This window comes from Kitasatospora sp. NPDC004614 (genome assembly GCF_042873675.1).
Lineage (GTDB): Bacteria > Actinomycetota > Actinomycetes > Streptomycetales > Streptomycetaceae > Kitasatospora.
In genome coordinates this window covers 91,583-114,782 of the sequence record NZ_JBIALR010000005.1, presented here as the reverse complement: position 1 = coordinate 114,782, position 23,200 = coordinate 91,583, and the positions used below count along the sequence as shown (strand labels likewise).

The 23,200-nt window shown below is 72.9% G+C and carries 24 protein-coding genes; 12 read left to right on the top strand and 12 right to left on the bottom strand.

Annotated features, from left to right (window positions below; all coding sequences use genetic code 11):
- Nucleotides 1-57: 57 nt before the first annotated feature.
- Together ACFYST_RS14375 and ACFYST_RS14370 are read right to left on the bottom strand one after the other, a co-directional pair.
- A complete protein-coding gene (locus ACFYST_RS14375; protein WP_387862161.1) occupies nt 58-708 on the bottom strand; it encodes an HAD-IA family hydrolase in 651 nt (216 codons plus the stop codon).
- A 189-nt stretch (nt 709-897) separates the two neighbouring features.
- Nucleotides 898-1,701, bottom strand: coding sequence for an AraC family transcriptional regulator (locus tag ACFYST_RS14370; RefSeq protein ID WP_387862159.1), 804 nt, complete (start codon nt 1,699-1,701; stop codon nt 898-900).
- 49 nt (nt 1,702-1,750) lie between these two features.
- Between ACFYST_RS14370 and ACFYST_RS14365 the strand changes: the two genes are divergently transcribed.
- A complete protein-coding gene (locus tag ACFYST_RS14365; RefSeq protein ID WP_387862156.1) occupies nt 1,751-2,191 on the top strand; it encodes a DUF2000 family protein in 441 nt (146 codons plus the stop codon).
- 143 nt (nt 2,192-2,334) lie between these two features.
- Entirely contained in the window at nt 2,335-3,681 is a 1,347-nt protein-coding gene (locus ACFYST_RS14360; protein ID WP_387862154.1) for an enoyl-[acyl-carrier-protein] reductase FabV, read from the top strand.
- An 84-nt stretch (nt 3,682-3,765) separates the two neighbouring features.
- Here ACFYST_RS14360 and ACFYST_RS14355 read toward each other — a convergent pair whose 3' ends face one another.
- The gene (locus ACFYST_RS14355) at nt 3,766-5,061 is read right to left on the bottom strand and encodes a metallophosphoesterase (protein WP_387862152.1); all 1,296 of its coding nucleotides are present in this window, start codon (nt 5,059-5,061) and stop codon (nt 3,766-3,768) included.
- A gap of 552 nt (nt 5,062-5,613) precedes the next feature.
- On the opposite strand from ACFYST_RS14355, the gene ACFYST_RS14350 reads away from it, so the two are divergent.
- The 3 genes from ACFYST_RS14350 (at nt 5,614) to ACFYST_RS14340 (ending at nt 8,770) form a co-directional block, all read left to right on the top strand.
- Entirely contained in the window at nt 5,614-6,384 is a 771-nt protein-coding gene (locus ACFYST_RS14350; protein ID WP_387862150.1) for a transglycosylase SLT domain-containing protein, read from the top strand.
- Nucleotides 6,385-6,629: 245 nt separating this feature from the next.
- Entirely contained in the window at nt 6,630-7,628 is a 999-nt protein-coding gene (locus ACFYST_RS14345) for a glycosyltransferase family 2 protein (RefSeq protein WP_387862147.1), read from the top strand.
- Between the two features lie 344 nt (nt 7,629-7,972).
- On the top strand, nt 7,973-8,770 hold the full coding sequence (locus ACFYST_RS14340) for a hypothetical protein (protein ID WP_387862146.1): 798 nt from the start codon (nt 7,973-7,975) through the stop codon (nt 8,768-8,770).
- A 63-nt stretch (nt 8,771-8,833) separates the two neighbouring features.
- Here the strand turns inward: ACFYST_RS14340 and ACFYST_RS14335 are convergent, their stop codons facing one another.
- The gene (locus tag ACFYST_RS14335) at nt 8,834-9,172 is read right to left on the bottom strand and encodes a hypothetical protein (protein WP_387862143.1); all 339 of its coding nucleotides are present in this window, start codon (nt 9,170-9,172) and stop codon (nt 8,834-8,836) included.
- Between the two features lie 120 nt (nt 9,173-9,292).
- On the opposite strand from ACFYST_RS14335, the gene ACFYST_RS14330 reads away from it, so the two are divergent.
- Nucleotides 9,293-12,151, top strand: coding sequence for an FAD-binding and (Fe-S)-binding domain-containing protein (locus ACFYST_RS14330; RefSeq protein WP_387862141.1), 2,859 nt, complete (start codon nt 9,293-9,295; stop codon nt 12,149-12,151).
- 6 nt (nt 12,152-12,157) lie between these two features.
- On the opposite strand, the gene ACFYST_RS14325 is transcribed toward ACFYST_RS14330, so the two are convergent.
- A complete protein-coding gene (locus tag ACFYST_RS14325) occupies nt 12,158-13,273 on the bottom strand; it encodes a PP2C family protein-serine/threonine phosphatase (RefSeq protein WP_387862139.1) in 1,116 nt (371 codons plus the stop codon).
- A gap of 97 nt (nt 13,274-13,370) precedes the next feature.
- Here ACFYST_RS14325 and ACFYST_RS14320 point away from each other — a divergent pair, with 97 nt between their 5' ends.
- Entirely contained in the window at nt 13,371-13,823 is a 453-nt protein-coding gene (locus ACFYST_RS14320; RefSeq protein WP_387862136.1) for a PaaI family thioesterase, read from the top strand.
- Nucleotides 13,824-13,933: 110 nt separating this feature from the next.
- Nucleotides 13,934-14,827, top strand: a complete 894-nt coding sequence (locus tag ACFYST_RS14315) for an SGNH/GDSL hydrolase family protein (RefSeq protein WP_387862134.1) — start codon at nt 13,934-13,936, stop codon at nt 14,825-14,827.
- A gap of 55 nt (nt 14,828-14,882) precedes the next feature.
- Here the strand turns inward: ACFYST_RS14315 and ACFYST_RS14310 are convergent, their stop codons facing one another.
- Nucleotides 14,883-15,314 carry a CBS domain-containing protein gene (locus ACFYST_RS14310; RefSeq protein WP_387647901.1) on the bottom strand — a complete coding sequence of 144 codons (432 nt, stop codon included), beginning with the start codon at nt 15,312-15,314 and terminating at the stop codon, nt 14,883-14,885.
- Between the two features lie 103 nt (nt 15,315-15,417).
- Nucleotides 15,418-16,353, bottom strand: coding sequence for a slipin family protein (locus ACFYST_RS14305; protein ID WP_387647904.1), 936 nt, complete (start codon nt 16,351-16,353; stop codon nt 15,418-15,420).
- 158 nt (nt 16,354-16,511) lie between these two features.
- Between ACFYST_RS14305 and ACFYST_RS14300 the strand changes: the two genes are divergently transcribed.
- The gene (locus ACFYST_RS14300) at nt 16,512-17,282 is read left to right on the top strand and encodes a uracil-DNA glycosylase (RefSeq protein WP_387862131.1); all 771 of its coding nucleotides are present in this window, start codon (nt 16,512-16,514) and stop codon (nt 17,280-17,282) included.
- A 36-nt stretch (nt 17,283-17,318) separates the two neighbouring features.
- On the opposite strand, the gene ACFYST_RS14295 is transcribed toward ACFYST_RS14300, so the two are convergent.
- From ACFYST_RS14295 to ACFYST_RS14285, 3 genes are all read right to left on the bottom strand, one after another.
- Nucleotides 17,319-17,726, bottom strand: coding sequence for an ester cyclase (locus tag ACFYST_RS14295; RefSeq protein WP_387862130.1), 408 nt, complete (start codon nt 17,724-17,726; stop codon nt 17,319-17,321).
- Between the two features lie 130 nt (nt 17,727-17,856).
- Nucleotides 17,857-18,237: a hypothetical protein gene (locus ACFYST_RS14290; RefSeq protein WP_387862128.1), complete on the bottom strand. Its 381-nt coding sequence runs from the start codon at nt 18,235-18,237 to the stop codon at nt 17,857-17,859.
- Nucleotides 18,238-18,281: 44 nt separating this feature from the next.
- Complete coding sequence (locus ACFYST_RS14285) at nt 18,282-18,422, bottom strand: hypothetical protein (RefSeq protein ID WP_387862125.1); 141 nt, start codon at nt 18,420-18,422, stop codon at nt 18,282-18,284.
- A 144-nt stretch (nt 18,423-18,566) separates the two neighbouring features.
- On the opposite strand from ACFYST_RS14285, the gene ACFYST_RS14280 reads away from it, so the two are divergent.
- Nucleotides 18,567-19,370 carry an NAD-dependent epimerase/dehydratase family protein gene (locus ACFYST_RS14280; protein WP_387647914.1) on the top strand — a complete coding sequence of 268 codons (804 nt, stop codon included), beginning with the start codon at nt 18,567-18,569 and terminating at the stop codon, nt 19,368-19,370.
- 16 nt (nt 19,371-19,386) lie between these two features.
- Here the strand turns inward: ACFYST_RS14280 and ACFYST_RS14275 are convergent, their stop codons facing one another.
- Nucleotides 19,387-20,271, bottom strand: a complete 885-nt coding sequence (locus ACFYST_RS14275) for a CHAD domain-containing protein (RefSeq protein WP_387862123.1) — start codon at nt 20,269-20,271, stop codon at nt 19,387-19,389.
- 102 nt (nt 20,272-20,373) lie between these two features.
- A complete protein-coding gene (locus tag ACFYST_RS14270; protein ID WP_387862120.1) occupies nt 20,374-20,994 on the bottom strand; it encodes a TetR/AcrR family transcriptional regulator in 621 nt (206 codons plus the stop codon).
- Between the two features lie 88 nt (nt 20,995-21,082).
- Here ACFYST_RS14270 and ACFYST_RS14265 point away from each other — a divergent pair, with 88 nt between their 5' ends.
- The gene (locus ACFYST_RS14265) at nt 21,083-21,616 is read left to right on the top strand and encodes a DUF1453 domain-containing protein (RefSeq protein ID WP_387862117.1); all 534 of its coding nucleotides are present in this window, start codon (nt 21,083-21,085) and stop codon (nt 21,614-21,616) included.
- A gap of 143 nt (nt 21,617-21,759) precedes the next feature.
- Complete coding sequence (locus tag ACFYST_RS14260) at nt 21,760-23,193, top strand: cytochrome P450 (protein WP_387862114.1); 1,434 nt, start codon at nt 21,760-21,762, stop codon at nt 23,191-23,193.
- The last annotated feature ends 7 nt before the right edge of the window (nt 23,194-23,200 follow it).

Below are 23,200 nucleotides of genomic sequence, written 5' to 3'. Positions count from 1 at the left end.
ATCCCGACCGAGCGTCGCGGCACGCGGCCGCTGCCCCGGGAAGGCACACGTGACTGTTCAGTTCCGCCCGTCGGAACCCAGGAGAACGAACCCCAGCCTCGCCAGTTCCTCCGCTGCGACGTGGAGATTCGCCACGCAGACGTCGGCATGGGCGAGCTGCGCCGCCTTGTGCGTCGTGGTGACTCCGATGACCGTGCAGCCGGCTGCGCTGCCCGCCGCGACTCCGGCCGGAGAGTCCTCGACGACCATGCACTCCCGGGGGTCGGCCGAGATGAGCCGGGACGCCAGCAGGTAGCAGTCGGCTGCCGGCTTACCTGCCGCCACGTCGTCCGCGTACACCTGGACGGTGGGAAGCGGGAGGCCGGCCGAGGCGAAGCGGCGGTGCACGGAGGACCGGTCACCGGATGTCACAAGGGCCCATCCGTCGGCGGGGATTCGGCGCAGGAGGCCGTCCGCGCCGACGATCGGCGGACAGCTGAGGCCCAACTCGTGCAGCAGGGAGTCGAGGACTGCCTGTTCCTGGAGCGGGTCCAGATGCGGCGCGGCATCGCGAACCGTGTCCTGGGGCCTGCGGCCGAATGTCAGCTCCCAAACCTGGTCCTCGTCCAGCCCGTGCAGCCTCGACCACGTGCCCCAGACCTGACGGTGCGCCGCTGCCGAGTCCAGCAGCACACCGTCGACGTCGAACAACACCGCTCGTATCCGCATGCCGCCCAGCATTCCAGACGCCTCGAAGTCGCTCTCCACAGAGACGCGTGCGACCTCAGCCGATCGGCGTGCTGCGCACTGTCCTCGGTGAACGGTGTGCGCGTCCAGCCGCCCCAGCGGTCGCTGAGCCTCAGGCCGGCAACACTCAACTCCACGCCCCACAGCCGCGCGCAGCGCAACCACCTCCCCCTACCGCCCCCGACGCACAAACCGACCAGGAGTGGTCCCGAGGATGCGGCGGAAGTGGCGGGTGAGGTGGGGTTGGTCGTGGAAGCCGAGGGTGGTGGCGACGGTGGTTGGGGGGTGGCCGTCGAGGAGGAGGTGGCGGGCGCGGTCGATGCGGCGGGCGGTGAGGTACTGGTGTGGGGGGAGGCCGAATGCGGTGGTGAAGGCGCGGACCAGATGGGCGGGGTGGGCGTGGAGACGCCTCGCGGCGTCGTCGAGGGTGGTGCGTTCGGTGAGGCGGGCGTCCAGCAGGTCGCGCAGTTGGTGGGCCAGGCCGCGGTCAACGGGCTTGGCGGGCACCGCTGTTCGCAGGTGGAGCAGCTCCCGGAGGCGTGTGCTGATCAGCGCCAGCCGGCTCTCTGCCTCCCACTCCTCCCCCGGTGTGCCGAGCGTCGCGTGCAGTTGCCCGACCCGTCGGCGCAGCAGTGGGTCCGCGAGATCGGGGCCGTCCACCGCGGGTCCGATCAACTCCGTTCCGAGTTGCCCGAGTTCGAGGTAGATGACTCGTTTGCGGAAGCCTGCCTCAGTGGCCGGCGAACCGTTGTGCGGGACGTGCGGCGGCAGCAGGCTGACGGTGTCGTGCGGGGTGCCGCGGCGGTGGCGGTCGAGGTCGTAGTGGACGGCGCCGTCGTCGACGATCAGCAGGGTCCAGGAGTCGTGGACGTGCATGGGGTAGCGGTGTTCGGTGAGGCGTGCGTGCAGCACCTCGACGACGCCGGGGACGCGCGGCCGCCAGGCTGTGATCTCCTGCGAGGGCGCCGCTGTCATGCAAAGAACGTACAAGACCGGGCCCCGCCCCGGACGGCACGCTCACTCCATGGACACTCACACCCCTACCGACACCGCCCCGCGCTTCGACAGCAAGATCGCCGTCTTGCTGCGCGAGGACCTCGAGCCCTGGCAGCGCCTGAACGTGACGGCCTTTCTGGTGAGCGGACTGGGCACCGCCGTACCGGAGTTGATCGGTGAGCCGTACGCGGACGCGGACGGGACGGCGTATCTGCCGATGTTCCGTCAGCCGGTGCTGGTGTTCGAGGGTGGCGGCGAGTTGCTGACGTCGGCGCACGCGCGGGCGCTGTCGCGCTTGTTGCCGGTGGCGGTGTTCACGGCGGAGCTGTTCGGCACCGGCAACGACCGGGACAACCGGGCGGCGGTGCGAGCGGTGCCGACGGGGGCGCTCGATCTGGTGGGGCTGGCGCTGCACGGGCCGCGCAACGCCGTGGACAAGGTGCTCAAGGGCGCGCGCATGCACCCGTGAGCAGCGGCGGTCGGGGCGAACCCCCGCTGCGCCGCCCGACCCTGGTCTGCGTCCGATAGCTCACGAAGGAGCGTTCTCGCAATAGCGGCACCCACAAGCGCCGCGCCGATCCTCCGTGGCGCGGCTCGCACGGGCGGCGGGCAGTGGCCCGGATACGCTCCCCGAAAACGGAGGCGTACGACCTCGGCAGTCTCGCGCTGCACGGGCCCGTCGTGCACCTGGCGCAGCAGCTGACCGTGGCCGTCCCGGACCAGGAGGTCGGCCACCCCACCGGAACGGACCCCCGAGTGACCCTCCAGCAGATCACCCCGAAGCAGCGCGGCTATCTGATCGTCAACTCCCACCCGGCGGGTTGCGCCGAGGTCGTGAAGCGCACCTGGGAGTCGATCCCGGCGCGCACTCCCGAGGGCCGCGCCCCGGTGGTGCTGCTGCTCGGCTCGAGCGCCGGGTACGGCATGTCGATTCTGCTGGCGGGCCTGCGGCGTCACGGCATCCGCGGCGTCGGCGTCGCCTTCGAGGGCGCGCCGACCGAGCGCCGTACGGCGACGGCCGGTTGGTACCGCACGGCGGCCACCGCGGAGTTGGGCGCCGACGCGGATTTCGTCTTCGTCAACGCCGACGCCTTCTCCGCGGCCGCCAAGGAGCGGGCGCTCGATCTGATCGCGGAGCGGTTCGGCCCGGTCGACCATCTGGTCTACAGCCTTGCCGCACCGCGTCGCACCGATCCGGTGACGGGCGAGGTGCACCACTCCGTCATCAAGCCGATCGGCGAAGCGTACGAGGCCGCGTCCCTGGTGTTCCCGGACGAGGTGGCGACGGTCGGCACCGTGCAGCTCACCGCGGCGAGTGAGGAGGAGCAGCGTGCCACGGTGCAGGTGATGGGCGGCGAGGACTGGCGGCTGTGGGTCGAGGCGCTGGCCGAACGTCGGCTGCTCGGCGGCGGGTTCACCACGGTGGCGCTGTCCTACGTCGGCTCCGACATCACTGCCCCCGTCTATCGGCAGGGCACCATCGGCGCCGCCAAGGAGCACCTGGAGGCGACCGCGCGCACCCTGGCCGACGGTGTTCTCGCCGATGGCGCGGGCCGGGCGTTCACCGTGGTCGCCGGTGCCGCCGTCACGCAGGCGTCCACGGCGATTCCGTCCATCGCCCTGTACACCTCGCTGCTGCGCAACGTTCTCGGTGCGGACGGTTGGCGCAGCACCGCCGACCAGGCCGTCGACCTGTGGTCGCAGCTGACCGGCGAGAAGCCGCTGGTGCTGGACGAGCGGGGCCGGATCCGGTTGGACGGCTGGGAGTTGGACGAGAAGGTGCAGGAGCGGGTGCGCGAGCTGTGGGCCGATCCGGCCGGCGCGCTGGCCGGGGAGCCGGGCGGCGCGGCGTGGTTCTACGGCCAGTTCCGCGCGCTGTACGGCTGGGACGTCCCCGGTGTGGACTACGGCGTCGATGTCGAAACGGCGGTGGCCTGGCCCGACTTCGAGGCCAGGTAGCGGGCGGCCGGGTGCGGCATCGGCTTGCCTGCACCCGGCCGCCTCGCGCCATGTCCCGGCGGGGTCGGGTCGGTTGGAGCGGCCTCAGGCCTGGAGCGAGGCGAGTGTGACCACCGTGATGTCGGACGGTGCGCCGACCCGGACCGGCGGGCCCCAGGCGCCCGCGCCGCGGGTGACGTAGAGCTGGGTGTCGCCGTACCGTTCCAGGCCGGCCACGGTCGGATTGGCCAGTTCGGCAAGGTAGTTGCCGGGCCAGAGCTGGCCGCCGTGGGTGTGGCCGGAGAGCTGGAGGTCGACGCCGTGGCGGACGCTGTCGTGGACGGTCACCGGCTGGTGGGCCATCAGGACGGCCGCCCGGCCGCGGTCTCGGTCGCCCAACGCCCGTGCGTAGTCCGGGCCTTGGCCCTGCGAGGTGCCGGCGATGTCGTTGACCCCGGCAAGGTCGAACCAGGGCAGCTCGACGCGAGCGTTCTCCAGCGGGTGGATGCCGAGTTCGCGGACGAAGTCGACCCAGGGCGCGGCGCCCGAGAAGTACTCGTGGTTGCCGGTGACGAAGTACGCGCCGTCCTTGGCCCGCAGGTCGGCCAACGGGCGGGCGGCGGGGCCGAGTTCGGGGACGGTGCCGTCGACCAGGTCGCCGACCACGGTGATCAGGTCGGGCTGGGTGGCGTTGATGGTGTCGACGATCCGCCGGGTGTGTGCGCGGCCGAGGATCGGGCCGAGGTGGATGTCGCTGACCACGGCGATCCGGTAGCCGTGCGCGGCGCGCGGCAGTTTCGCCAGCGGCACCGTCACACGCTTCACCTGCGGCCCGCGCAGCACCTCGTACGCACCGTTGCCCACCACGCCGACGGCGACTCCGGCGGCCGCCCCGGCCACCACCCGGGACACGAACAGCCGCCGCGAGGGCTCCACCGCCTTCCCCGCCCCAGCAGACCCCGCCGCGGACTCTTCGGGCTCCGCCGGCCCAGCAGCAGGCCCTGCAGGCCCCGCCGCCTCGACAGAAACCGCCACCACTTCGGCAGGGACCGCCACGGGCTCGACAGCCACCGCCGGCTCACTCTCGCGGCGACGCGGAAGCCGGAGCAGCAGGGGGCGCAGCAGTTCGCCGGCCAGCAGGGCGAGCAGGAGGTAGAGGAGAACGGCCATCCAGAGGTAGCCGGGCCAGGCGAACCAGCGTTCCACGGCGAGCGGGAAGGCCCGGCCGCCGACCAGGGCCAGCAGGGAGAGCACGGGCAGCAGGACGGCGAGCACGGTGCCTGCGCGCCGGTAGCGGCTGCCGGGGCGGGAGACGTCGCGGACCAGTCGTCGCCACACGTACCAGTGCGCCGCCCCGAACAGGCCGAGCACTGCCACCAGCCCCACCACCACGATCACCATGCGGGCAAGTATCGGGGCCCGGTGATCGCGGGCTGTGACCGGGGTGCCGTTCCGTTCGACCGGGCGTGTTCGTCCGGGTGCGGGGCGTGCCGGTGCGCGTTCGGTTCCTGTGAGCCCTCCCACATCGTGGCGGGCTTCTACGACTCTCAATAGTCGGTGCGCGAACCAGCCTCGCGGGCGGCCACGTCGCCTTCCTGTCTGCCCGCCGAAGCTTACCGCAACTTCGCAGGTCAGAGGCATTCCGGTGGCCACCGGCCGATGGTACGGACCAAGCCCGGCCCGGGGCCGCCGAAGCCCGCCCGACCACCCACCCTCCGACCGACCCGCTACTACGAGGCATAGTTGCCGGGGCTTTTGAGCCACTCTGCGTGATCTGCCAAGAATGTCCCCCGTCCGCCGGGCAGTCCGGCCGCTCCGGCCACCATCCCGCTGCCACGTTCGTCCGATTGCCGCGCTGCGCCGTGTTCCACGGTGCGGGGCCGGTGCCGTGCGTGCCGGTCGGCGGGCCGCCGTGTCCCACCGGCCGTCCGGCCCGTACAAGAAGAGATCGCCATGCCGCAGCGCCGCCCGCACCGCCGCCCGTCCCGCCTTTCGCGGACGCTCCGTCGCAACCGCCACTCGATGGTGGCGGGTGTGGCGACCGTCGCGGTCGCGGGTGCCGCCGCCCTGGCGATCATCCTGCCGCAGCACTCGGCCCCGGCCGACGCGGCGGCCCGGCCGGCGAGCGTCGAGCAGTTGGCGACAGGCGCTCTCCCCTCGCCGGACGCCGCGTCCGCGCAGGCGCGCGCCGAGGCGGAGGCGAGCGCGAGCGCCAGTGCGTCCGCGCAGGCCGAGGCGGAAGCGAAGGCCAAGGCGGAAGCGGAGGCCAGTGCGAGCGCCAGCGCGAGCGCCAGTGCGAGCGCCGAGGCGAAGGCCAGGGCGGACGCCGAGGCGGCGTCCCGGTCGCAGCAGCGCCAGGCGCTGGCGAGCAGCAAGCCGTCCGCCACCCCGTCGGCGTCCGCGTCGGTGTCCGCGTCGGCCGTCGCCAAGGCGCTGAGCGGGACGCCGCAGCAGATCGCGGCGCAGCTCGTGCCGGCGGGGCAGTTGCAGTGCTTCAACAACATCGTGGAGCACGAGAGCGGCTGGAACGTGCATGCGACCAACCCGTCCTCGGGTGCGTACGGGCTGATGCAGGCGCTGCCGGGTTCGAAGATGGCGTCGGCGGGCGCGGACTGGCGGGACAACCCGGCGACCCAGATCAAGTGGGGCCTGCAGTACATGAACCAGACCTATGGCAGCCCGTGTGCGGCGTGGGCGTTCTGGCAGGCTCACAACTGGTACTGAGGGCCGTTGGTCCTTGCCCCGGAGGGACATTCGGCACGGTGTGTGCGCAGCTCCACCACCATGCGTACATCTGACGATACGTCAGCAAGTCGCGGCGTTCCGCCCTCTATCCGGACATTTCATCGCACGCTCGTGTTCGTTTGGTGAAGATTCAGCGAACTTCCCATGACTGCTGTCCGGAATAGCCGCTTTAGAGCGGCTTCCGACCTTTGCCTGAGGCTGTCCCCGCCCCTAGCCTCCCGCCCATGGCCCCACCACTGATCACCGTCGTGCTCCCCGCTTACGACGAGCAGGAACAACTGAAGGAGTGCCTCGACTCCCTGCTCGCACAGTCCTTCCGCGAGTTCGAGATCATCGTGGTCCAGACGCCCTCCCCGCACTGCCCGGAGGAGCGGCTGCTGGAGGCGTACGAGCTGCGCGACGCCCGGGTTCGGGTGCTGCGGCTGGACACGGAGCCCGGCATCGGACGGGCCCGGATGGCGGGCGCGGCACACGCGCGCGGCGACTACCTGCTGTTCCTGGACGCCGACCACCTGCTGCCGGCGGACGCGTTCGAGGCGATGGACGCCCGGCTCACCGAGACCGGTGAGGTCGATCTGCTGCTGTTCGGCCACAACCGCGAGTACCGGGGCCAGGTGTGGCCGGGCAACGCGGCCGAACTGCTGGACGCCGCCGGCCCCGACGTGTTCACCCCCGCCGAGCACCCCGAATTCTTCGGCGCCCCACCGCTGATCTGGGACCGGCTGGTGCGCACCGCCACCGCCCCGACCTTCCCCGACGGGTTCTACGAGGAGGTCCCGGCAGTGCACCGCACGCTGCTGGCCGCCTCCCGGATCGCGGTGCTCAACCGCGAGTGCGTCACCATCCGCCGCCGCCACACCCTGCACCCGGCGGGCGGCGAAGGAGCAAGCCACTTCGACCTGTTCGACCGCTACGAGGGCACCTTCGAACTGCTGGACGCGCAGCCCGAGGAGGCCTCGCCGGTCAACCCCGAGGTGCGCACCCACCTGTTCACCCGGATGATCCGCCACTACCTGTTCGTCTTCGACCTGCCGGGGGCCCTGACCCGCACCGAGCGCCCGCAGTTCTTCCAGCGCGCCGCCGAGCACTACAAGCGCTTCCTCCCGGACGGCTACAAGCGCCCGGACGGCCGCGAGGGCATCAAGTTCTCGCTGCTGGCGTCGAATTCGTACGCCACCTTCGAGGTCGCCAAGTTCTCCCGCCTGGCGGGCGTGCGCCGCTGAGCGCGCCCTCGCAGGCCCGAGGCGCGGGCGCCGCTGAGCGCACCCCCGCAGGCCCGAGGCGCGTGCACCGCTGAGCGCGCCCTCGCGCGAAGACGCGCCGGAAGTGGGGACGGCGTACGTCGGCTCGCGGCAGGGATTTCGGAAATCTTCCGCCCGGGCCGCGTGCCTTGACGATCCGTCGGGCAACCTCCTGACGAGCATGCGGTTGACCTGGACCAGGGGGTCCTGACGAACCGTCGGCCCCGGGCGGACGGTAGAGTCCCTCCCCGCGCCAACCTCTGCCGCGCCACCTCCGTGCACCCTGTGCACCTCCGTGCATCACCGGACCGGAAGGCGAACTCTCGATGACCTCCCCTGTCTCCCCGTCGGCCGATCCCACCACGGACCCGTTCTCCGCCGCCGACGGCGGCCCCACTCCGGGGCCGGTCGGCCAACTCCCGCCCCAGCAGCAGATGGCCGGCTGGGCTGTGCTGCTGCTCGGCGTACTGCTGCTGGCCGAGGCATTCGTCTGCGTGGCCGCCCTGATCAGCGTCTGGACGCCGCTCACCACCCTGACCGCCGAACGCGCCCCGTCCGAGGTCCCCGCGACCTGGGAGGTGCTCGGCCTCGGCCCCTGGCACCTGACGTCCAACACCGCGATGCTGATCGCCGTCCTGGCCGCCAGCGGGCTCGGCAGCTTCGTGCACGCCGCGACGTCCTTCGCCACCTACGCGGGCAACCGCCAACTCCTGCCCAGCTGGCTGCCCTGGTACCTGCTGCGCACCGCGATCGGCGGCGCACTCGCCCTGCTGGTCTACTTCCTGCTGCGCGGCGGCCTGTTCGCCAACGGCACCGACGGCACCGCCACCAACCCGTACGGCTTCGCCGGCATCGCCGGCCTGTGCGGCCTGTTCTCCAAGCAGGCCACCGACAAGCTCCGCGAGATCTTCGACACCGTCCTCACCACCCGCGACGGCGCCGGCGACGACGAACGCGACGACAAGATCCAGCCCACCGCCCCGACTTCGCCCACGGCCTCGACTCCACCGACCACACCCGCCGCATCCGCCGCATCCGGGCCGCAGCCCACCGAACCGGTCGTGGCCACCATCCCCAAGCAGGCAAGCCCGGTCTCCGAATCGGCGCAAACCACCGGGAGTTGACCGTTCACCGGCTCAACCGAGAGGGCGGCCGGGTCCGGTTCGCGACTCGTGATGATCCGATCTTCATGCTCGCGTGGCGTGGTGCGTGCGCGCGTCCCGCAGCGGGGGGTGGTCGATCAGCTCGACGTACGTGATCCGGTCGTCCACCACGTCCAGGACGGCCATGCCCTCCTCGGCGGGCAGTTCGAGGCAGCGGTGGCCCGGGCCGTACGGCTGTCCGGCCGGGTGCGGGGCGGTGCGGAAGCTCTGGCAGGAGGTGTCCTCGCACTCGCACGGTGCGACCAGGCGCAGTTCCCGTGCGCCGGCGGCCAGTTCGGGTTCGCCGTCCTGCTCCAGCAGCGCCGCGAGTTCGTCCACGAGTTCGGGGAAGACGTCACGGACCAAGGGATGTTCGGTTTCCATGCCCGCCAAGGTAGCCGTCGGCCGGACACAGCGCGGAACCGCGACCGCCCGTCGAGCTCCGACCCGCCGTTCACAGGCCCGCGACCGGGGCCGGACGCCCCCGGCTGGGATGATCGGCGGATGGCTTCCGATCTCGCCCGTACTCTCGCCGCCGCCGTCCGTGGTGAGGTCCGCTTCGACACCGCGGAGCGGGCCGTGTACGGGCAGGACGCGTCCAACTACCGGCAGGTGCCGCGTGGGGTGGTGAAGCCGGCCGATGCGGACGATGTGCGGGCGGCGCTCGCGGTGTGCCGGGAGTACGGGGTGCCGGTGGTGGCGCGCGGGTCGGGGACGAGCATCGGGGGGCAGGCGATCGGGCCTGGCGCCGTGGTGCTGGACTTTCGGCGGCATCTCGGCAAGGTGCTGGCGGTCGATCCGGAGTCCCGCACCGCGCGGGTCGAACCGGGCACGGTACTGGACGAACTCCAGCGCGCGGCAAGGCCGTTCGGGCTGCGGTTCGGGCCGGATCCGTCCACCCACAGCCGGTGCACGCTGGGCGGGATGATCGGCAACGACGCCTGTGGCTCGCACTCGCTGGCCTGGGGCCGCACCTCCGACAATCTGCACAGCCTGGACCTGCTGCTCGCCGACGGCACCGAACTGACCGTCACCGGCCCGCTGCCACCGGCCGCACGGGCCGCCCTGGCCTCCGCGCCGGGCCGACTCGGCCGTCTGCACCGGGAGTTGCAGGCCCTGGCCGCCGACAATCTGGCGCTGCTGCGCCGCGCCATGCCGGTGCTGCCGCGTCGCGGTTCGGGCTATCCGCTGGACGCGCTGCTCCCGGAGCGCGGCTTCGACCTGGTGCGGGCCGTCACCGGCACCGAGGGGACGTGCGCCCTGCTGCTCGGCGCCACCGTCCGGCTGGTGCCCGAACCGCCGTACCGCGCACTGGTGGTGGCGGGTTACCGGGACGAGACGGCCGCCGCCGACGCGGTGCCCGCGCTGCTGCCGCTCGAACCGTTGACCTGCGAGGGCATGGCCGCCGACCTGGTCGCCGCGCTGCTCGCGGCGGGGCCGCGCCCGCCGGTGCTGGACCGGCTGCCCGACGGTGCGTGCTGGCTGTTCCTGGAGACGGGCGGCGCCACGGCCGCCGAGGCCGCCGACCGGGCGCGTCAACTCGCCGACGCCGTACGGCGGGAGCGCACCGCGACGGTCGCGCTGGTCACCGACCCGGCCGAGCAGCGTGCGCTGTGGTCGATCCGGGAGGCCGGCGCCGGCATCGTCACCCGCCTGCCTCCGGGGCCGGGCGGCCGACCGGGTGGCGCGGCGTGGCCGGGCTGGGAGGATTCGGCCGTCCCGGTCGAGCAACTCGGCTCCTACCTGCGGCAGTTGCGGGCCCTGCTGAAGCGTCACGGGCTGCGCGGGGTGCCGTACGGGCATTTCGGCGAGGGCTGCGTGCACCTGCGCCTGGACTTCCCCGTGCGTGAACGGCCGCAGGTGATGCGGGAGTTCCTCACCGAGGCGGCGGATCTGGTGGTGGCGCACGGTGGTTCACTCTCCGGCGAGCACGGCGACGGGCAGGCCCGGGCCGAGCTGCTGCCGCGGATGTTCCCGCCGCAGGTGATCGACCTGTTCGCCCGGTTCAAGCAGATCTGGGACCCGGACGGCCTGCTCAACCCCGGCCTGCTGGTCGACCCGCGCCCGCTGGACGCCGATCTGCGCTTCCCCGGACGGGAATTGCCGCTGACCCTGGCGTATCCGCTGGACGCCGGCAGTCTGCTGAACGCCGTCCACCGCTGCGTCGGCGTCGGAAAGTGCGTGGACACCAACAGCGGGGTGATGTGCCCGAGTTACATGGTGACGGGAGAGGAACGGCACTCCACCCGGGGCCGGGCCCGGCTGCTCGGCGAGATGCTGCGCGGCGAACTGGTAACCGACGGCTGGCGCTCGCCGGAGGTCCGGGAGGCGCTCGATCTCTGCCTGGGCTGCAAGGGCTGCGCGAGCGACTGCCCGGTGCAGGTGGACATGGCCACCTACCGGTCCGAATTCCTGTACCACCACTACCGGTTCAGGCCCCGCCCGGCCGCCCACTACTCGTTCGGCCTGCTGCCGCTGTGGCTCCGCCTGGCCCATCTCGCGCCGCGCGCCGCGAACGCCGCCCTGCGCGGCCGGTTCAGCGGCGCCCTGCTCAAGCGCCTCGGCGGCATCGACCCCCGGCGCTCGCTCCCCGCCCTCCCGGAGCGCCGTTTCTCCTCCTGGTTCCGCAGCTACCGCGCCGCCCACCCGGCCGACCCGGCGGCGCCGGCGGTGCTGCTGTGGCCCGACTCGATGTCCGAACTCCTGGACCCCGCACCGGCGATGGCCGCCGTCCAGGTGCTGGAGCGGCTCGGCTTCCGGGTGCAGCTTCCGACCGGGCCGGTGTGCTGCGGGCTCACGCTGATCGCCAGCGGCCAACTCGGCGCGGCGCGCCGGGTGATCCGCCGCTCCCAGCGCCAACTGCCGCCCGGCCTCCCAGTGGTGGGCCTGGAGCCGTCCTGCACCGCCACCCTGCGCGGCGACTGGCCGAAACTCCTCGACGGCCCCGAACTCCCGTCCCGGGTCCGCACCTTGGCCGAGTTCCTGGACGAAAACGAGGTGGCCCTGCCGCGGCTGGGCGGCACGGCGATGACCCAGGTGCACTGCCACCAGCACGCCGCCCTGGGCACCGACGCCGACCGGCGCATCACCGCCGAGCTCGGTCTGACGAACCGTCAACTCGACGCCGGCTGCTGCGGATTGGCCGGGGCTTTCGGTTTCGAGCGCGGCCACTACGAGGTGTCGGTGGCCGCCGCCGAACGCGCCCTGCTGCCCGCCGTCCGCGCCGCCGAGCCCGGCACGCTGCTGCTCGCGGACGGCCTCAGCTGCCGCACCCAGCTCACCCAACTGGAGCCGTCCGCCCGGCCGTTGCACCTCGCCGAAGTCCTGCTCCGCGCGCTCGAGCAGACCCGGCAGAACGAGTAGCCCCCGTCAGCCCTCCCGCCCGACCGCCACCATCGCCGCGTCGTCCATCAGCCGTCCCCCGACGTAGGCCAGCAGGTCACGGCGGAGGCGGTCGAGGAAGTCCGTGGGTGTGATGGGCTCCGGGGCGAGGTGGGCGGCGCGGGCGGGCAGGGGGTAGAAGACGGCCTCGTGGTTGCGGGCCTCGGTGACGCCGTCGGTGTAGAGCAGCAGGGTGCTGCCGGGCGGGAAGGCGAACTCCTCGGTGCGGCGGTCGGCGGGGGCGAGGTCGCCCATGCCCAGCGGGGGGCCGCTCCGGTGCAGCGGGAGCAGGTGGGCGTGGCCGGGGGTGAGCAGCAGGGGCGGCGGGTGTCCGCAGTCGGCGAGCCGGATCACGGGGCGGTCGTCGGGCAGGTCGAGCACGAGCGCGGTGGCGAAGTTCTCCCGGACGTCGTGGCCGGCGTCGGCGACCTCGGCGAGATGGCGCTGGTAGGAGGTCTCCAGCGCGTCGGCCAGCTGTGCCGGGTCCTGGTGCAGGTGAGCGAGCTCGCGGAAGGCGCCGAGCAGTGCGGCGGCGTCGCCGACGGCGTCGAGTCCTTTGCCGCGGACGTCGCCGATCAGCAGGCGGGTGGCGTGCGGGGTGCGGACGGCCGCGTACAGGTCGCCGCCGACGTTCGCTTCGTCGTCGGCGGCGAGGTACCGGGTGGCGATCCGCAGCGGTCCGGCCTGTTCGGGCAGCGGGCGCATCAGGACGCGCTGGACGGCGTCGGAGACGGTACGGACCCGGGTGAGTTCGCGTCCGTGGCGTTCGCGGGCCCGGCGGAAGGCGACGACGACGACGGTGACCAGGGCGAGCGCGCCGATCTGGGCCTGGTGGTTGGCGGTGAACAGGCCGCCGTGAAAGGCGGCGATGAGGATCAGGGCGATCAGTGCGAGCGCGCCGATCAGGGCGGTCATCCGGGTACCGCCGAACGAGGCGGTGATGGCGGGGGCGACCACCAGCAGCGGGCCGAGGTGGATGTTCGGGGAGATCGAGATGTCGATGACGGAGATCAGCACGATCAGGCTGATCGGCAGCAGCACCAGCAGGTGTTCGGCGCGCCACTCGCTCCGCAGTTCCGCCAGACTCCGCCGCCGCACTCCCACCCCACCACCATGCCTCGCCGCGGGGTTGCCCACGACCGGTGGACACTCCGCGTCCGGGGTATGGCGCCGCGTCACCGGCAGCTCCTACGATCACGCCATGACGACCCCGCCGAAGGCTGCCGAAGCCGGTAAGAACCCCTTGGAGCCCGCCGAGGGCGACCTGATCCTCGCCGAGCGATTCGCACCGTGGGTGCGGGCCCTGGGGCTCTCCGTGGTGGAGACGGGGACGCGGCACGCGGTGCTGCGGCTGCCGTGGTCCGACCAGTTGGCCCGGGACGGCGGCGGGCTGTCGGGGCAGGCGATGATGGCGGCGGCCGACACGGCGACGGTCATCGCGGTGTCCTCGGCGCTGGGCGGGTTCGCTCCGATGACCACCGTCCAGCAGTCGATCACCTTCCAGCGTGCGGCGCGTGACACCGATCTGCTGGTCACGGCGCGGCTGACCAAGCTGGGCCGCCGGATCGCGTTCGCCGAGATCACCCTCACCACGCCGGACGCGCCGGACGACCCGGTCGCGCACGCCACCACGGTCTACGCGTTCCCGGGCTGAACCACCTCGCCCCGGAAGATCAAGTACGTGCACACCCCTGTTCCTGCGGGTGTACCGAGCAGTAGCCTCCTCGGATCCGTCTGATCGCGATCATTCGCCCTGGAGGCTCCATGCGCCCGATCCCCCGCCGCCGCGCGCTCGTTGCGGCCGCGCTCGCCGCTCTGACCCTCACCGGCGCGGCGGCCGTTCCCGCTTCGGCGGCGCCGGGCGGGCAGCACGCCACGGCGTACTACCTGGCGATCGGCGACTCGCTGGCGGCCGGCTACCAGTCCACGCCGACCGGCGGCCACATCGTGGGCCGCGGCTACGCCCAGGACCTGGCGCGGACGCTGGGTGAGCGGGCGGCGGACGACCACCGCCCGTTCGAGTTCACCGACCTGGGCTGCCCGGGCGAGACCACCGGCACCATGGCGAACGGCGGCTGCCCGTACCCGCACTCCTTCGACGGCTCCCAACTGGAGGCGGCGGTCGCCTACTTGAAGGCGCACTGGAAGGACGAGGTGCTGGTGACGATCGACATCGGCGCCAACGACGTGCAGCGCTGCGCGGCCGGTGGCTCGCTCGACCTGCCCTGCGCGATGAACGGCATCGAGCAGGTCCGAACCGGCCTGGACCGGATCCTTGGCGAGCTCCAGCAGGCGGCTGGCCCGCACACCCGGATCGTCGGCATGAACCTGTACGACCCGTTCCTGGCCGCCTGGATGACGGGCGACAAGGGCAAGGAGATGGCCACCGCCTCGGTGCCGCTCGCCAACGCGCTCAACTCGGTGATCGAGACGGTGGACGCGCGCCACCGCGTCCCGACCGCCGACGTGGCGGGGGCGTTCTCCACCACCTCGTTCGCGCCGCTGGTGCCGCTGGGCAACCAGCAGGTGCCGCTGAACGTGGCCCGGGTCATGCAGTGGACCAACATGGCGCGCGGCGACATCCACGCCAACGACGCGGGCTACCAGGTGATCGCTGATGCCTTCGTCGCCAAGTTGCCGAAGCAGTACATGCACTGACACACCATCACCCCGCCGCACCACCCGGTGTGGCGGGGTGTCGCCCTACCGGTTCTCAGTGGGAGGTGACGGCGGTGACGGCCGTGACGAACTCCGCCACCCGCTCCTGCGGCAGGTGCCGGGCGATGTCGGCTTCGCTGATCATGCCGACGAGTTTGTGGTCGGGGTGGTTGATCACCGGCAGCCGGCGCACCCGGTGGTCCTCCATCACCGACAGCACCAACTCCGCGTCCTCGTCCTCCTCGATCACCATCGGGCGGCCGAGGGCGAGTTCGAGGCACTTGACGGTGCCGGGGTCGCGTCCGTCGGCGACGCACCTGAGCACGATGTCCCGGTCGGTGACGATGCCCAGCAGTTTCTGGTTCTCGTCGCAGATCGGCAGCGCGCCGACGCCGCGTTCGCGCATCATCCGGGCGGCGTCGCCGAGGGTCTGCTCACCGGTGACGCACGCCGCTCCCGGGTGCATGATCTCTTTCGCGGTGGTCATGGCCGGACCTCCCGAGCTGGTTGTGTCCACTGGCCGTCTTCCATGCTGGCCCCGCCACCGGACCGCCCGCCACCGCTGAGGCCCCGACCGTCCGTCCGGCGGGTCACGCCGCGTGTCGCGGGGCGACGTCCAACGGGCGCTCCGGACGGCCCACTTCGGCGGCCGCCGCGACCTGCGGCAGCTCCAGCTGCTCGACGTCCGGATCCGGCTCCAGCGTCCCCTCGGCCTCGTTCTCGGCGAGTTGCGCCGCGACCTCGGTGGCCTCGACGGCCTGCGCGGTGTTGCGTTCGGTGGAGCTCTCCAGGAAGCGCAGCAGCTCCACCGGGAACGGCAGCACCAGCGTGGAGTTCTTCTCCGCGGCGACCTCCACCACGGTCTGCAGCAGCCGCAGTTGCAGCGCGGCCGGGGTCGCGGACATCACCTTCGCGGCCTCCGACAGGCGCGCGGACGCCTGGTACTCACCGTCGGCGGTGATGATCCGGGCCCGCCGCTCCCGGTCCGCCTCGGCCTGCCGGGCCATCGAGCGCTTCATCGACTCGGGCAGGGCGACGTCCTTGATCTCCACCCGGTCGATCTGGATGCCCCAGCCCAGCGCCGGGCTGTCCAGCATCAGCTCCAGGCCCTGGTTGATCGGCTCGCGGTTGGCCAGCAGGTCGTCGAGCTCGCTCTTGCCGATGATCGACCGCAGCGAGGTCTGTGCGACCTGCGACATCGCGAAGTTGTAGTCCTGCACGTTGACGATGGCCTTCACCGGGTCGACCACCTTGAAATACACCACCGCATCCACCCGGACGGTCACGTTGTCCCGGGTGATGCCCTCCTGCGCCGGGATAGGCATGGTGATGATCTGCACGTTCACCCGGCGCAGCCGGTCCGCGATCGGCATGATCCGCACCAGCCCCGGCGTCCTGATCTCGTCCCGCACCCGCCCGAACCGGAACACCACGCCGAGCTGGTACTGCTGCACCATGCGCACACTCAGCCCGGCCAGCACCGCCAACAGCACCAGCACCGCAATCAACGCGTCAACCACGATCATCGCCGTCACCTCGACCCGTACGGCACGCAGACTCGTATCTCTACGCTACTCCGCCCCCGCCCCCACCGGCCGGGCCGCGCGAGACCCAACGGGAAAACGCTTTCCCGTTGACTCGCCGTCCCGCCTGTCACGGTCTGCGCGCCCCTAGGATCGGCGCCATGGAACTGCCCTCCGAACCGTCCTCCGCCCTGCCCTCCGAACTGGTCGGACGTGTCCACGGGCTGGCCGAACTGGACGAGTTGGTGGTCGGCTGCCGGGCCTGCCCGCGCCTGGTCGAGTGGCGGGAGGAGGCGGCCCGGGTGAAGCGCCGCGCGTTCCAGGACCAGGACTACTGGGCGCGACCGATCCCGGGCTTCGGACCGACCGACGCCCGCCTGGTCCTGGTCGGCCTCGCCCCCGCCGCGCACGGCGGCAACCGAACGGGCCGGATCTTCACCGGCGACCCTTCGGGCGACCTGCTGTACGCCTCCCTGCACCGACTCGGCCTGGCCTCCCAGCCGCACTCCACCTGGCGGGACGACGGCCTCGAACTGTTCGGCGTCCGCATCACCGACCCGGTCCGCTGCGCCCCGCCCGAGAACAAGCCCACCAACACCGAACGCGACACCTGCCGCCCCTGGATCGTCCGCGAGTTCGAGTACCTCCGCCCCACCGTCCGCGCCGTGGTCGCCCTCGGCGGCTTCGCCTGGCAGGCCGTCCTCCCCGCCCTCGCCGCCGCCGGCTGGCAAGTCCCCCGCCCCCGCCCGCAGTTCACCCACGGCGCCCACGCGATCCTCCCCGCCACCGACGACGGCCCGCCCCTCCACCTCTACGGCTGCTTCCACGTCAGCCCCCGCAACACCTACACCGGCCGCCTCACCCCCACCATGGTCGACGACCTCCTCCGCACCGCCGCGACCACCGCGGGCCTGAACCCGACCGCGCCGTAGGTCCGTTGTGCGATCCGGTCAGGCTGTGCGATCCGGTCAGAGGGGCGGAATCTGCTCGGGGACGAGTCCGGCCTGGCGGAGGAGTCCGTAGAGGTCGGTCTCGCCCCAGAACTCCACGATCCGCCCGTCGCGGAGCCGGTAGGACTTGACGCCCGTCATGGTGAGGTCCCGGCCGCTGCGGTCGTGGGTGTAGGTGAGTGTGAAGGCCACGGTGACGCGGTCGCCGGCCGCGAAGAGATCGTCCACCTGGACGCGGCAGTTGGACAGGCCCGGGGTCAGCACCGACCCCTCGGGGTAGTGCCGCCCCTGACCGTGCAGCCCCGCGCCGTGAACGAGCACGTCCTCGGCGACGAGCTCCTCGAACTCGGCGACCTGCTTCGTCTCGAAGACCCGGAGGTAGCGGCGGACGACCTCGACGTTGCGCTTGCTGACAGCTTCGGACATGGCACCGACCGTACCCAGCAGCCGACCCGGCCCGCCAGTGCCCCCAACTCGCCGCCCTATGCGGCCGATCCGCGCACCACCCGGCCGATCGCCGTACGACACGCGTCGGGCCGGGTCGCGAATACCACGCTCAGCCACCGAGCGTCTCCACCCGGGTGGTGACGGTCCGCGGGCCGGCCGCGTACGGCACCTCCAGATCGACGGTCGCGCGGTACACCTGGTGGCGGTTCACCCGCCCCAGCACCGTCGGTTCGGAGCGCACCGCGACGATCGGCAACTTCCGCTTCACCCCGCCCGCCTGCGCGATCCGCCGCACCTGCCGCCCGTCGGCCTCGTCCGGCCCGTTCGCCTGGGCGAGCGCGGCAACGGAGGCGAGCACCAGGCCGACGCCGAGCAGCCCTGCCAGCAACCACGACGGCGTCGACTTGCCCAGGTCGGCCCGCCGCCGGTCGAGCACGGCGGCCACCAACCAGGCCAGCGCGCACAGCACCGCGACCAGGGTGGGCAGCACCCGCTCCGCCGTCGGCGAACCCGCGACCTTCAGCAGCGCGTCCTTCAGCTCGGCGCCGTTCGCCGCTCCGCCGTCCCGGCCCGCTGCCCGGACGGCAGCAGCGCCACCGCCACCCCGTGCCCGGCCGCGAACACGCTGCCCAGCACCGCCGCCCACCCGGCCACCCGGGTCCGTCCGCGCGCCATCGCCCCTCCCCCGCCCACGCGTTGCGTGCGCTGAACCACGGCCGGACACCATGATCGAGCGACCGCGATCGCCCACCGCATATCGCTTGATCGGTGGGAGCCCGGCGCCCAGAATGCAACGGACGGATCGCCTGAGGAGGCAGAGTGCGGCTGGGTACGGTGGCATTGACCGGCGCGGCAGGAAACATCGGAACCGTTGCGCGCAAGGCACTTCGGGACGAGGCCGAGCGGCTGATCCTGCTCGACCGGGTGCCGCTACGGCCGGAGGCTCCCAACGAGGAGGCGCGCACCGTCGATCTGCGCGACGCGGCCGCCGTGGAGGCGGCACTCGCCGGCGCCGATCAGGTGCTCCACCTGGGCGGCGTGCCGGACGAAGCGCCGCTGCCGGAACTGCTCGACGTGAACGTGCTCGGCACCCACAACGTCCTGGAGGCGGCGCGCCGTACCGGCATCGACCGGGTGGTGCTGGCCAGCAGCAACCGCGTCACCGGCTTCCACCCGGTCGGCCACCACACCGACCCGGAGGATCCCGTCCGGCCCGACGGCCTGTACGGCGTGAGCAAGGCGGCCATCGAGGCCCTCGGGCGGCTCTACGCCGACAAGTTCGGCCTGTCGGTGATCTGCCTGCGCATCGGCAGCTTCGAACCGGCCCCCACCGAGCCCCGCCACCTGGCGACCTGGCTCAGCCCCCGCGACGCGATCGGTTTTGTGCGGGCCGCGCTGACCGCCCCGCCCACCGTCCGCTTCGCCACCGCGTACGCCGTCTCCGCCAACACCCGCCGCTTCTGGCAGCTCCCCGACCCGGCGGTACTCGACTACGCCCCCGTCGACGACGCCGAACTCCACGCCCCCGCCATCCCCGGCGCCGACCACCCCGCCGACCCCACCGCTCCCCAGGCCGGCCCGTACGCCCTCCCCGAGTTCACCCTCCGCCACCTCGCGCCCTGACCGCCAAACACCCCCGTCACCGCATCCGCTTCGGCCGCCGCCCCGCCCGCTCCCACACCCCCGACAGCAACTCCCGCGCGAACACCGCCTCCCCCACCTGCCGCCCGAACAACACCCCGTACCCAAAACCCCCGTCCGACAGCCCCCGCACCGCCCCGCGGGCGACGATCGCGTCCTGGTGGCGGCCCAGCACGTCCTGCAGGGCCTTCATCCGGCGGGTGAAGCTGCGGGCCGGGCGGCCGGCGGTCTCGCCGGCGTAGCGGGCGCGCTTCGCGGCCTTGCGTGCGTCGTGCAGGGCGTGTTCGCGGGCCGGGCCGTCGGGGGTGTGTTCGGCGGTGGCGAGGCGTTCGGCGGTGCGGCGGTGTTCGCGGCGCAGGATGCGGGTGAGTTCCGGCCCGGCGGGCCGTGTCGCGCGGGCGTTGAGCGGGGGGTCGTCGGCGAATGCGGTGAGGGCGTCGAGCAGTTCGCGGAAGGCTTGGCTGTCGAGTGCGGCGAGGACGGCGGCGCGGCCTTCGCGGGCCTCCCGGCTGCTCCAGGTGGTGAGTTCGGCGAGGACGCGTTCGCGGTCGCCGCCGTCGGGGAGTTCGCGGGCCTGGGCGAGGAGGCGTTCGCCGAGCACTTCGGCATCGCGGGCCCGGCCGAGGTTCCGGCCGAGCTCGCGCAGTTCGCTCTCCAGGCCGGTGTGGTCGCCGGCCAGGTGGCGGCGGTAGGTGCGCAGGGCGCTGCGCAGGCGGCGGGCGGCGACGCGCATCTGGTGGACGGCGTCGGGCCGGTCGGCGCGGACGTCGGGCTCGAGGGCGACCAGTTTCGCGGTCTGCTCGCGCAGGCGTGCGGTGAGAACGTCCCCCGCGCTGCCGTCGATCCGGTGTGCCACGTTCGCCACGTCCTTCCGTGCCGCCAAGGCACGTCCTTCCGTGCCTGCCAAGGGTAGGCCGGTGGTGGCGGGTTCGCGCGGGCACCGCGCTGCGACGGTGCCGCGGGCCGGGGCGGCGGGCTCAGCGCCTCAAGGCCGTGCACCGGCCAGTGAGTCGAGGTGGCTGCGGAGAACGGCGCAGAGCTCGTCCGGGCCGACCAGGAGGGGGTGCTGGACGGCTTGGAGGGTGAGGCCGTCGAGGAGGGCGGAGAGGCGGCGGGTCTCCACGGCGAGGTCGAGGCCGGGGGCGAGGGCGCCGGTGCGGCGGGTCTCGAGCAGGACGCGGTGGATGAGTTCGTCCAGGCCGGACTGCATCGTGGCGAGGCAGCCGCGCAGTTCGGGGCGGGTGCGGGCGGCGGTGACGAAGGACAGCCAGACGGCGGACTCTTCGCGGCGCACGGTGTCCAACGGGAGTGTCTCGGCGAGGAGTTGCAGTGTCAGCTCGCGCCGGTCGCCGGTCGCGGCGGGGTCGAGCAGGGCGGCCGCGTGGGTGCGGATGCGGGCTTCGATGCGACGGGCCAACTCCCCCATCGCGAAGATCATCAGCTCCGAACTGCCGGCGAAGTAGTGCCGGACCGAGCCGATCGCGAGTCCGGCCTCGTCGGCGACGTTGCGCAGCGAGGCGTGTTCAAGGCCTTCCCGGGCGGCGACGCGCAGTACGGCATCGGCGACGGCCTGGCGGCGCTCCTCGGGGTCCACGATCTTCGGCATGTTGCCGTTATAGCACGGGCGAGCTAAATTGCGTTTTGGCACAGTCGAGCTAAAAAGATTTCGGGGGAGCGGAACGATGCACGGATGGATGAGCGCGGTCCTGATCGCGGCGGTGGTCGTCGCGGTGGCGGTCCGGCGGCTGCGCGGCGAACCGCTCAACGCGCGGGACCTGTTCGGACCGCCGGTGGTCCTCACGGCGCTCGGCGCGTGGTCGCTCTGGCAGCACCACGACCTGCACCACGACCTGCGCCACGGCCTCGGCGCGGTCGACTGGGCCTGGATCGCGGCGGGCCTCGTGCTCGGCCTCGCGACGGGCGCGCTGCGCGGCGCGACCGTCCGGGTCGAGGCGCGCCAGGGCGTGCTCTGGCAGCGCTGGACCGGCTGGACGTTCCTGGTCGCCGCGGGCTCGCTGGCGGTGATGGCCGGGTTCTCGTTCCTCGCCGAGCACGCCGGGCTGCCCGCCGACGCCCGCCCGACCCAACTGTCCATCGGCATCGGCTTCCTGGGCGAGGCCCTGACCGTCGGCCTGCGCGGCCTCACCTCCGGCATCCCGTTCGCACCGGAACGCCGCGGCCCGTCCGCACTGCTCGGCCTCGACCGCACCCGCCAACAGCGCCCCTGACGCCCCGTCAACCTGACGCACAACACCCCACCCCACGAACCCACGTTCGTCATGCCCCGCCACGCCCGCCGCCCGACCGGCCCGGCAGGCGACGGGCTACCGGGCGCGGTCCGCCGCCGACCGGGGCTGCCTACCGTGGAGGGATGCCGCACTCGCCGCAGCACTCATCGCAGCGCTCATCGCAGCACCCGTCGCAGCCCCCGACCTACTCCGCCGCCGTCGCGCCGGGCGCCCTGCCGCTGCTCGGTCACGGCCACCGGCTGCTGCGCGGGTCGGCGGGGTACCTGTCCTCGCTGCACCAGCACGGCGACCTGGTGGCGATGCGGCTGGGGCCGACGACCGTTCAAGTCCCGTGCCACCCGGAGCTGTTGAACCAGGTGCTGGCCGACCACCGGCTGTTCGACAAGGGCGGTGCGTTCTACGACCGGGCCCGCGACGTGGCGGGCAACGGCCTGGTCACCTGCCCGTACCGCGACCACCAGCACCAGCGCCGACTGGTCCAATCCGCCTTCCGGCGCCCGCAGTTGGCCAGGTACGCGCAGGTCATGCAGGCCGAGATCGAGTTCGCCACCGGCGGGTGGCAGCCGGGCAAGGTGATCGACGCCTTCCCCACCTTCCACGGGATCGCGCTACGCACCCTGGGCCGCACGCTCTGCGCGACGGCGATCGACGCGGAGCTGGCGCGCAGCGTGGAGCGGGCGTTCGACACCGTGCTGAACGGGGTGTTCCGGCAGATGCTGCTGCCCACGCCGGTGCGCGAGCTGCCACTGCCCGGCAACCTTCGCTACCGCCGGGCGCTGACCCAACTGCACGACGCCACCCGGCAGTTGATCGCCACCTACCGCGCGCCCCTCCCCCAGCCCGACCCCACCGCGCCCGACCCCACCGGCACCGGCACCGGCACCGAGCCCGACCTGCTGTCCTCGCTGCTCGCCGCCCGCGGCGAGGACGGGGCGCGGCTCTCCGACGCCGAGGTGCACGACCAGGTGATCACCCTGCTCGCGGCCGGCACCGAGACCGTCGCGGCCACCCTCACCTGGGCGCTGTGGCGGCTGTCCCAGCACCCGGCGGCGGCCGAGCAGGTCCGGGCGGAGCTGGCGGAGGTGCTGCCGGACGGCCGCGCCCCGGGGTGGGCGGACCTGCCGCGGCTGGGCGCCGTCGACCGGGTGGTGTCGGAGACGCTGCGCCTGCACCCGCCGGGCTGGCTGTTCACCCGGGTGACCACCGCGCCCACCGAGTTGGCGGGCCGCACGCTCCGGGCGGGGACCACGCTGGTGTTCTCCCCGGCGGCGGTGTCCCGGCACCCGTCCGCGTACCGCGCGCCGGCCCAGTTCGACCCGGACCGCTGGCGGCCCGAACGGGTCACCCCGGCCGCCCGGCGGGCGTTCCTGCCGTTCGGGTCGGGCGCCCGCAAGTGCGTGGGCGACCTGTTCGCCCGCACCGAGTGCGTCCTCGTGCTGGCCACCCTGCTCTCCCGCCGGCGCCTCGTCCCGGAGCCGGACGCCGACCTGCGTCCCGTCCCGCTGGCCACCGTGCTGCGCCCGCGCCGCCTGCACCTTCGGATCGCGGCGCACTGACGAGTAG

Coding starts and splice junctions, on each gene's coding strand:
- ACFYST_RS14375 (WP_387862161.1), bottom strand. CDS start 708: ATGCGGATACGAGCGGTGTTGTTCGACGTCGACGGTGTGCTGCTGGAC.
- ACFYST_RS14370 (WP_387862159.1), bottom strand. CDS start 1,701: ATGACAGCGGCGCCCTCGCAGGAGATCACAGCCTGGCGGCCGCGCGTC.
- ACFYST_RS14365 (WP_387862156.1), top strand. CDS start 1,751: ATGGACACTCACACCCCTACCGACACCGCCCCGCGCTTCGACAGCAAG.
- ACFYST_RS14355 (WP_387862152.1), bottom strand. CDS start 5,061: ATGGTGATCGTGGTGGTGGGGCTGGTGGCAGTGCTCGGCCTGTTCGGG.
- ACFYST_RS14350 (WP_387862150.1), top strand. CDS start 5,614: ATGCCGCAGCGCCGCCCGCACCGCCGCCCGTCCCGCCTTTCGCGGACG.
- ACFYST_RS14345 (WP_387862147.1), top strand. CDS start 6,630: ATGGCCCCACCACTGATCACCGTCGTGCTCCCCGCTTACGACGAGCAG.
- ACFYST_RS14340 (WP_387862146.1), top strand. CDS start 7,973: ATGACCTCCCCTGTCTCCCCGTCGGCCGATCCCACCACGGACCCGTTC.
- ACFYST_RS14335 (WP_387862143.1), bottom strand. CDS start 9,172: ATGGAAACCGAACATCCCTTGGTCCGTGACGTCTTCCCCGAACTCGTG.
- ACFYST_RS14330 (WP_387862141.1), top strand. CDS start 9,293: ATGGCTTCCGATCTCGCCCGTACTCTCGCCGCCGCCGTCCGTGGTGAG.
- ACFYST_RS14320 (WP_387862136.1), top strand. CDS start 13,371: ATGACGACCCCGCCGAAGGCTGCCGAAGCCGGTAAGAACCCCTTGGAG.
- ACFYST_RS14315 (WP_387862134.1), top strand. CDS start 13,934: ATGCGCCCGATCCCCCGCCGCCGCGCGCTCGTTGCGGCCGCGCTCGCC.
- ACFYST_RS14310 (WP_387647901.1), bottom strand. CDS start 15,314: ATGACCACCGCGAAAGAGATCATGCACCCGGGAGCGGCGTGCGTCACC.
- ACFYST_RS14305 (WP_387647904.1), bottom strand. CDS start 16,353: ATGATCGTGGTTGACGCGTTGATTGCGGTGCTGGTGCTGTTGGCGGTG.
- ACFYST_RS14300 (WP_387862131.1), top strand. CDS start 16,512: ATGGAACTGCCCTCCGAACCGTCCTCCGCCCTGCCCTCCGAACTGGTC.
- ACFYST_RS14295 (WP_387862130.1), bottom strand. CDS start 17,726: ATGTCCGAAGCTGTCAGCAAGCGCAACGTCGAGGTCGTCCGCCGCTAC.
- ACFYST_RS14285 (WP_387862125.1), bottom strand. CDS start 18,422: ATGGCGCGCGGACGGACCCGGGTGGCCGGGTGGGCGGCGGTGCTGGGC.
- ACFYST_RS14270 (WP_387862120.1), bottom strand. CDS start 20,994: ATGCCGAAGATCGTGGACCCCGAGGAGCGCCGCCAGGCCGTCGCCGAT.
- ACFYST_RS14265 (WP_387862117.1), top strand. CDS start 21,083: ATGAGCGCGGTCCTGATCGCGGCGGTGGTCGTCGCGGTGGCGGTCCGG.
- ACFYST_RS14260 (WP_387862114.1), top strand. CDS start 21,760: ATGCCGCACTCGCCGCAGCACTCATCGCAGCGCTCATCGCAGCACCCG.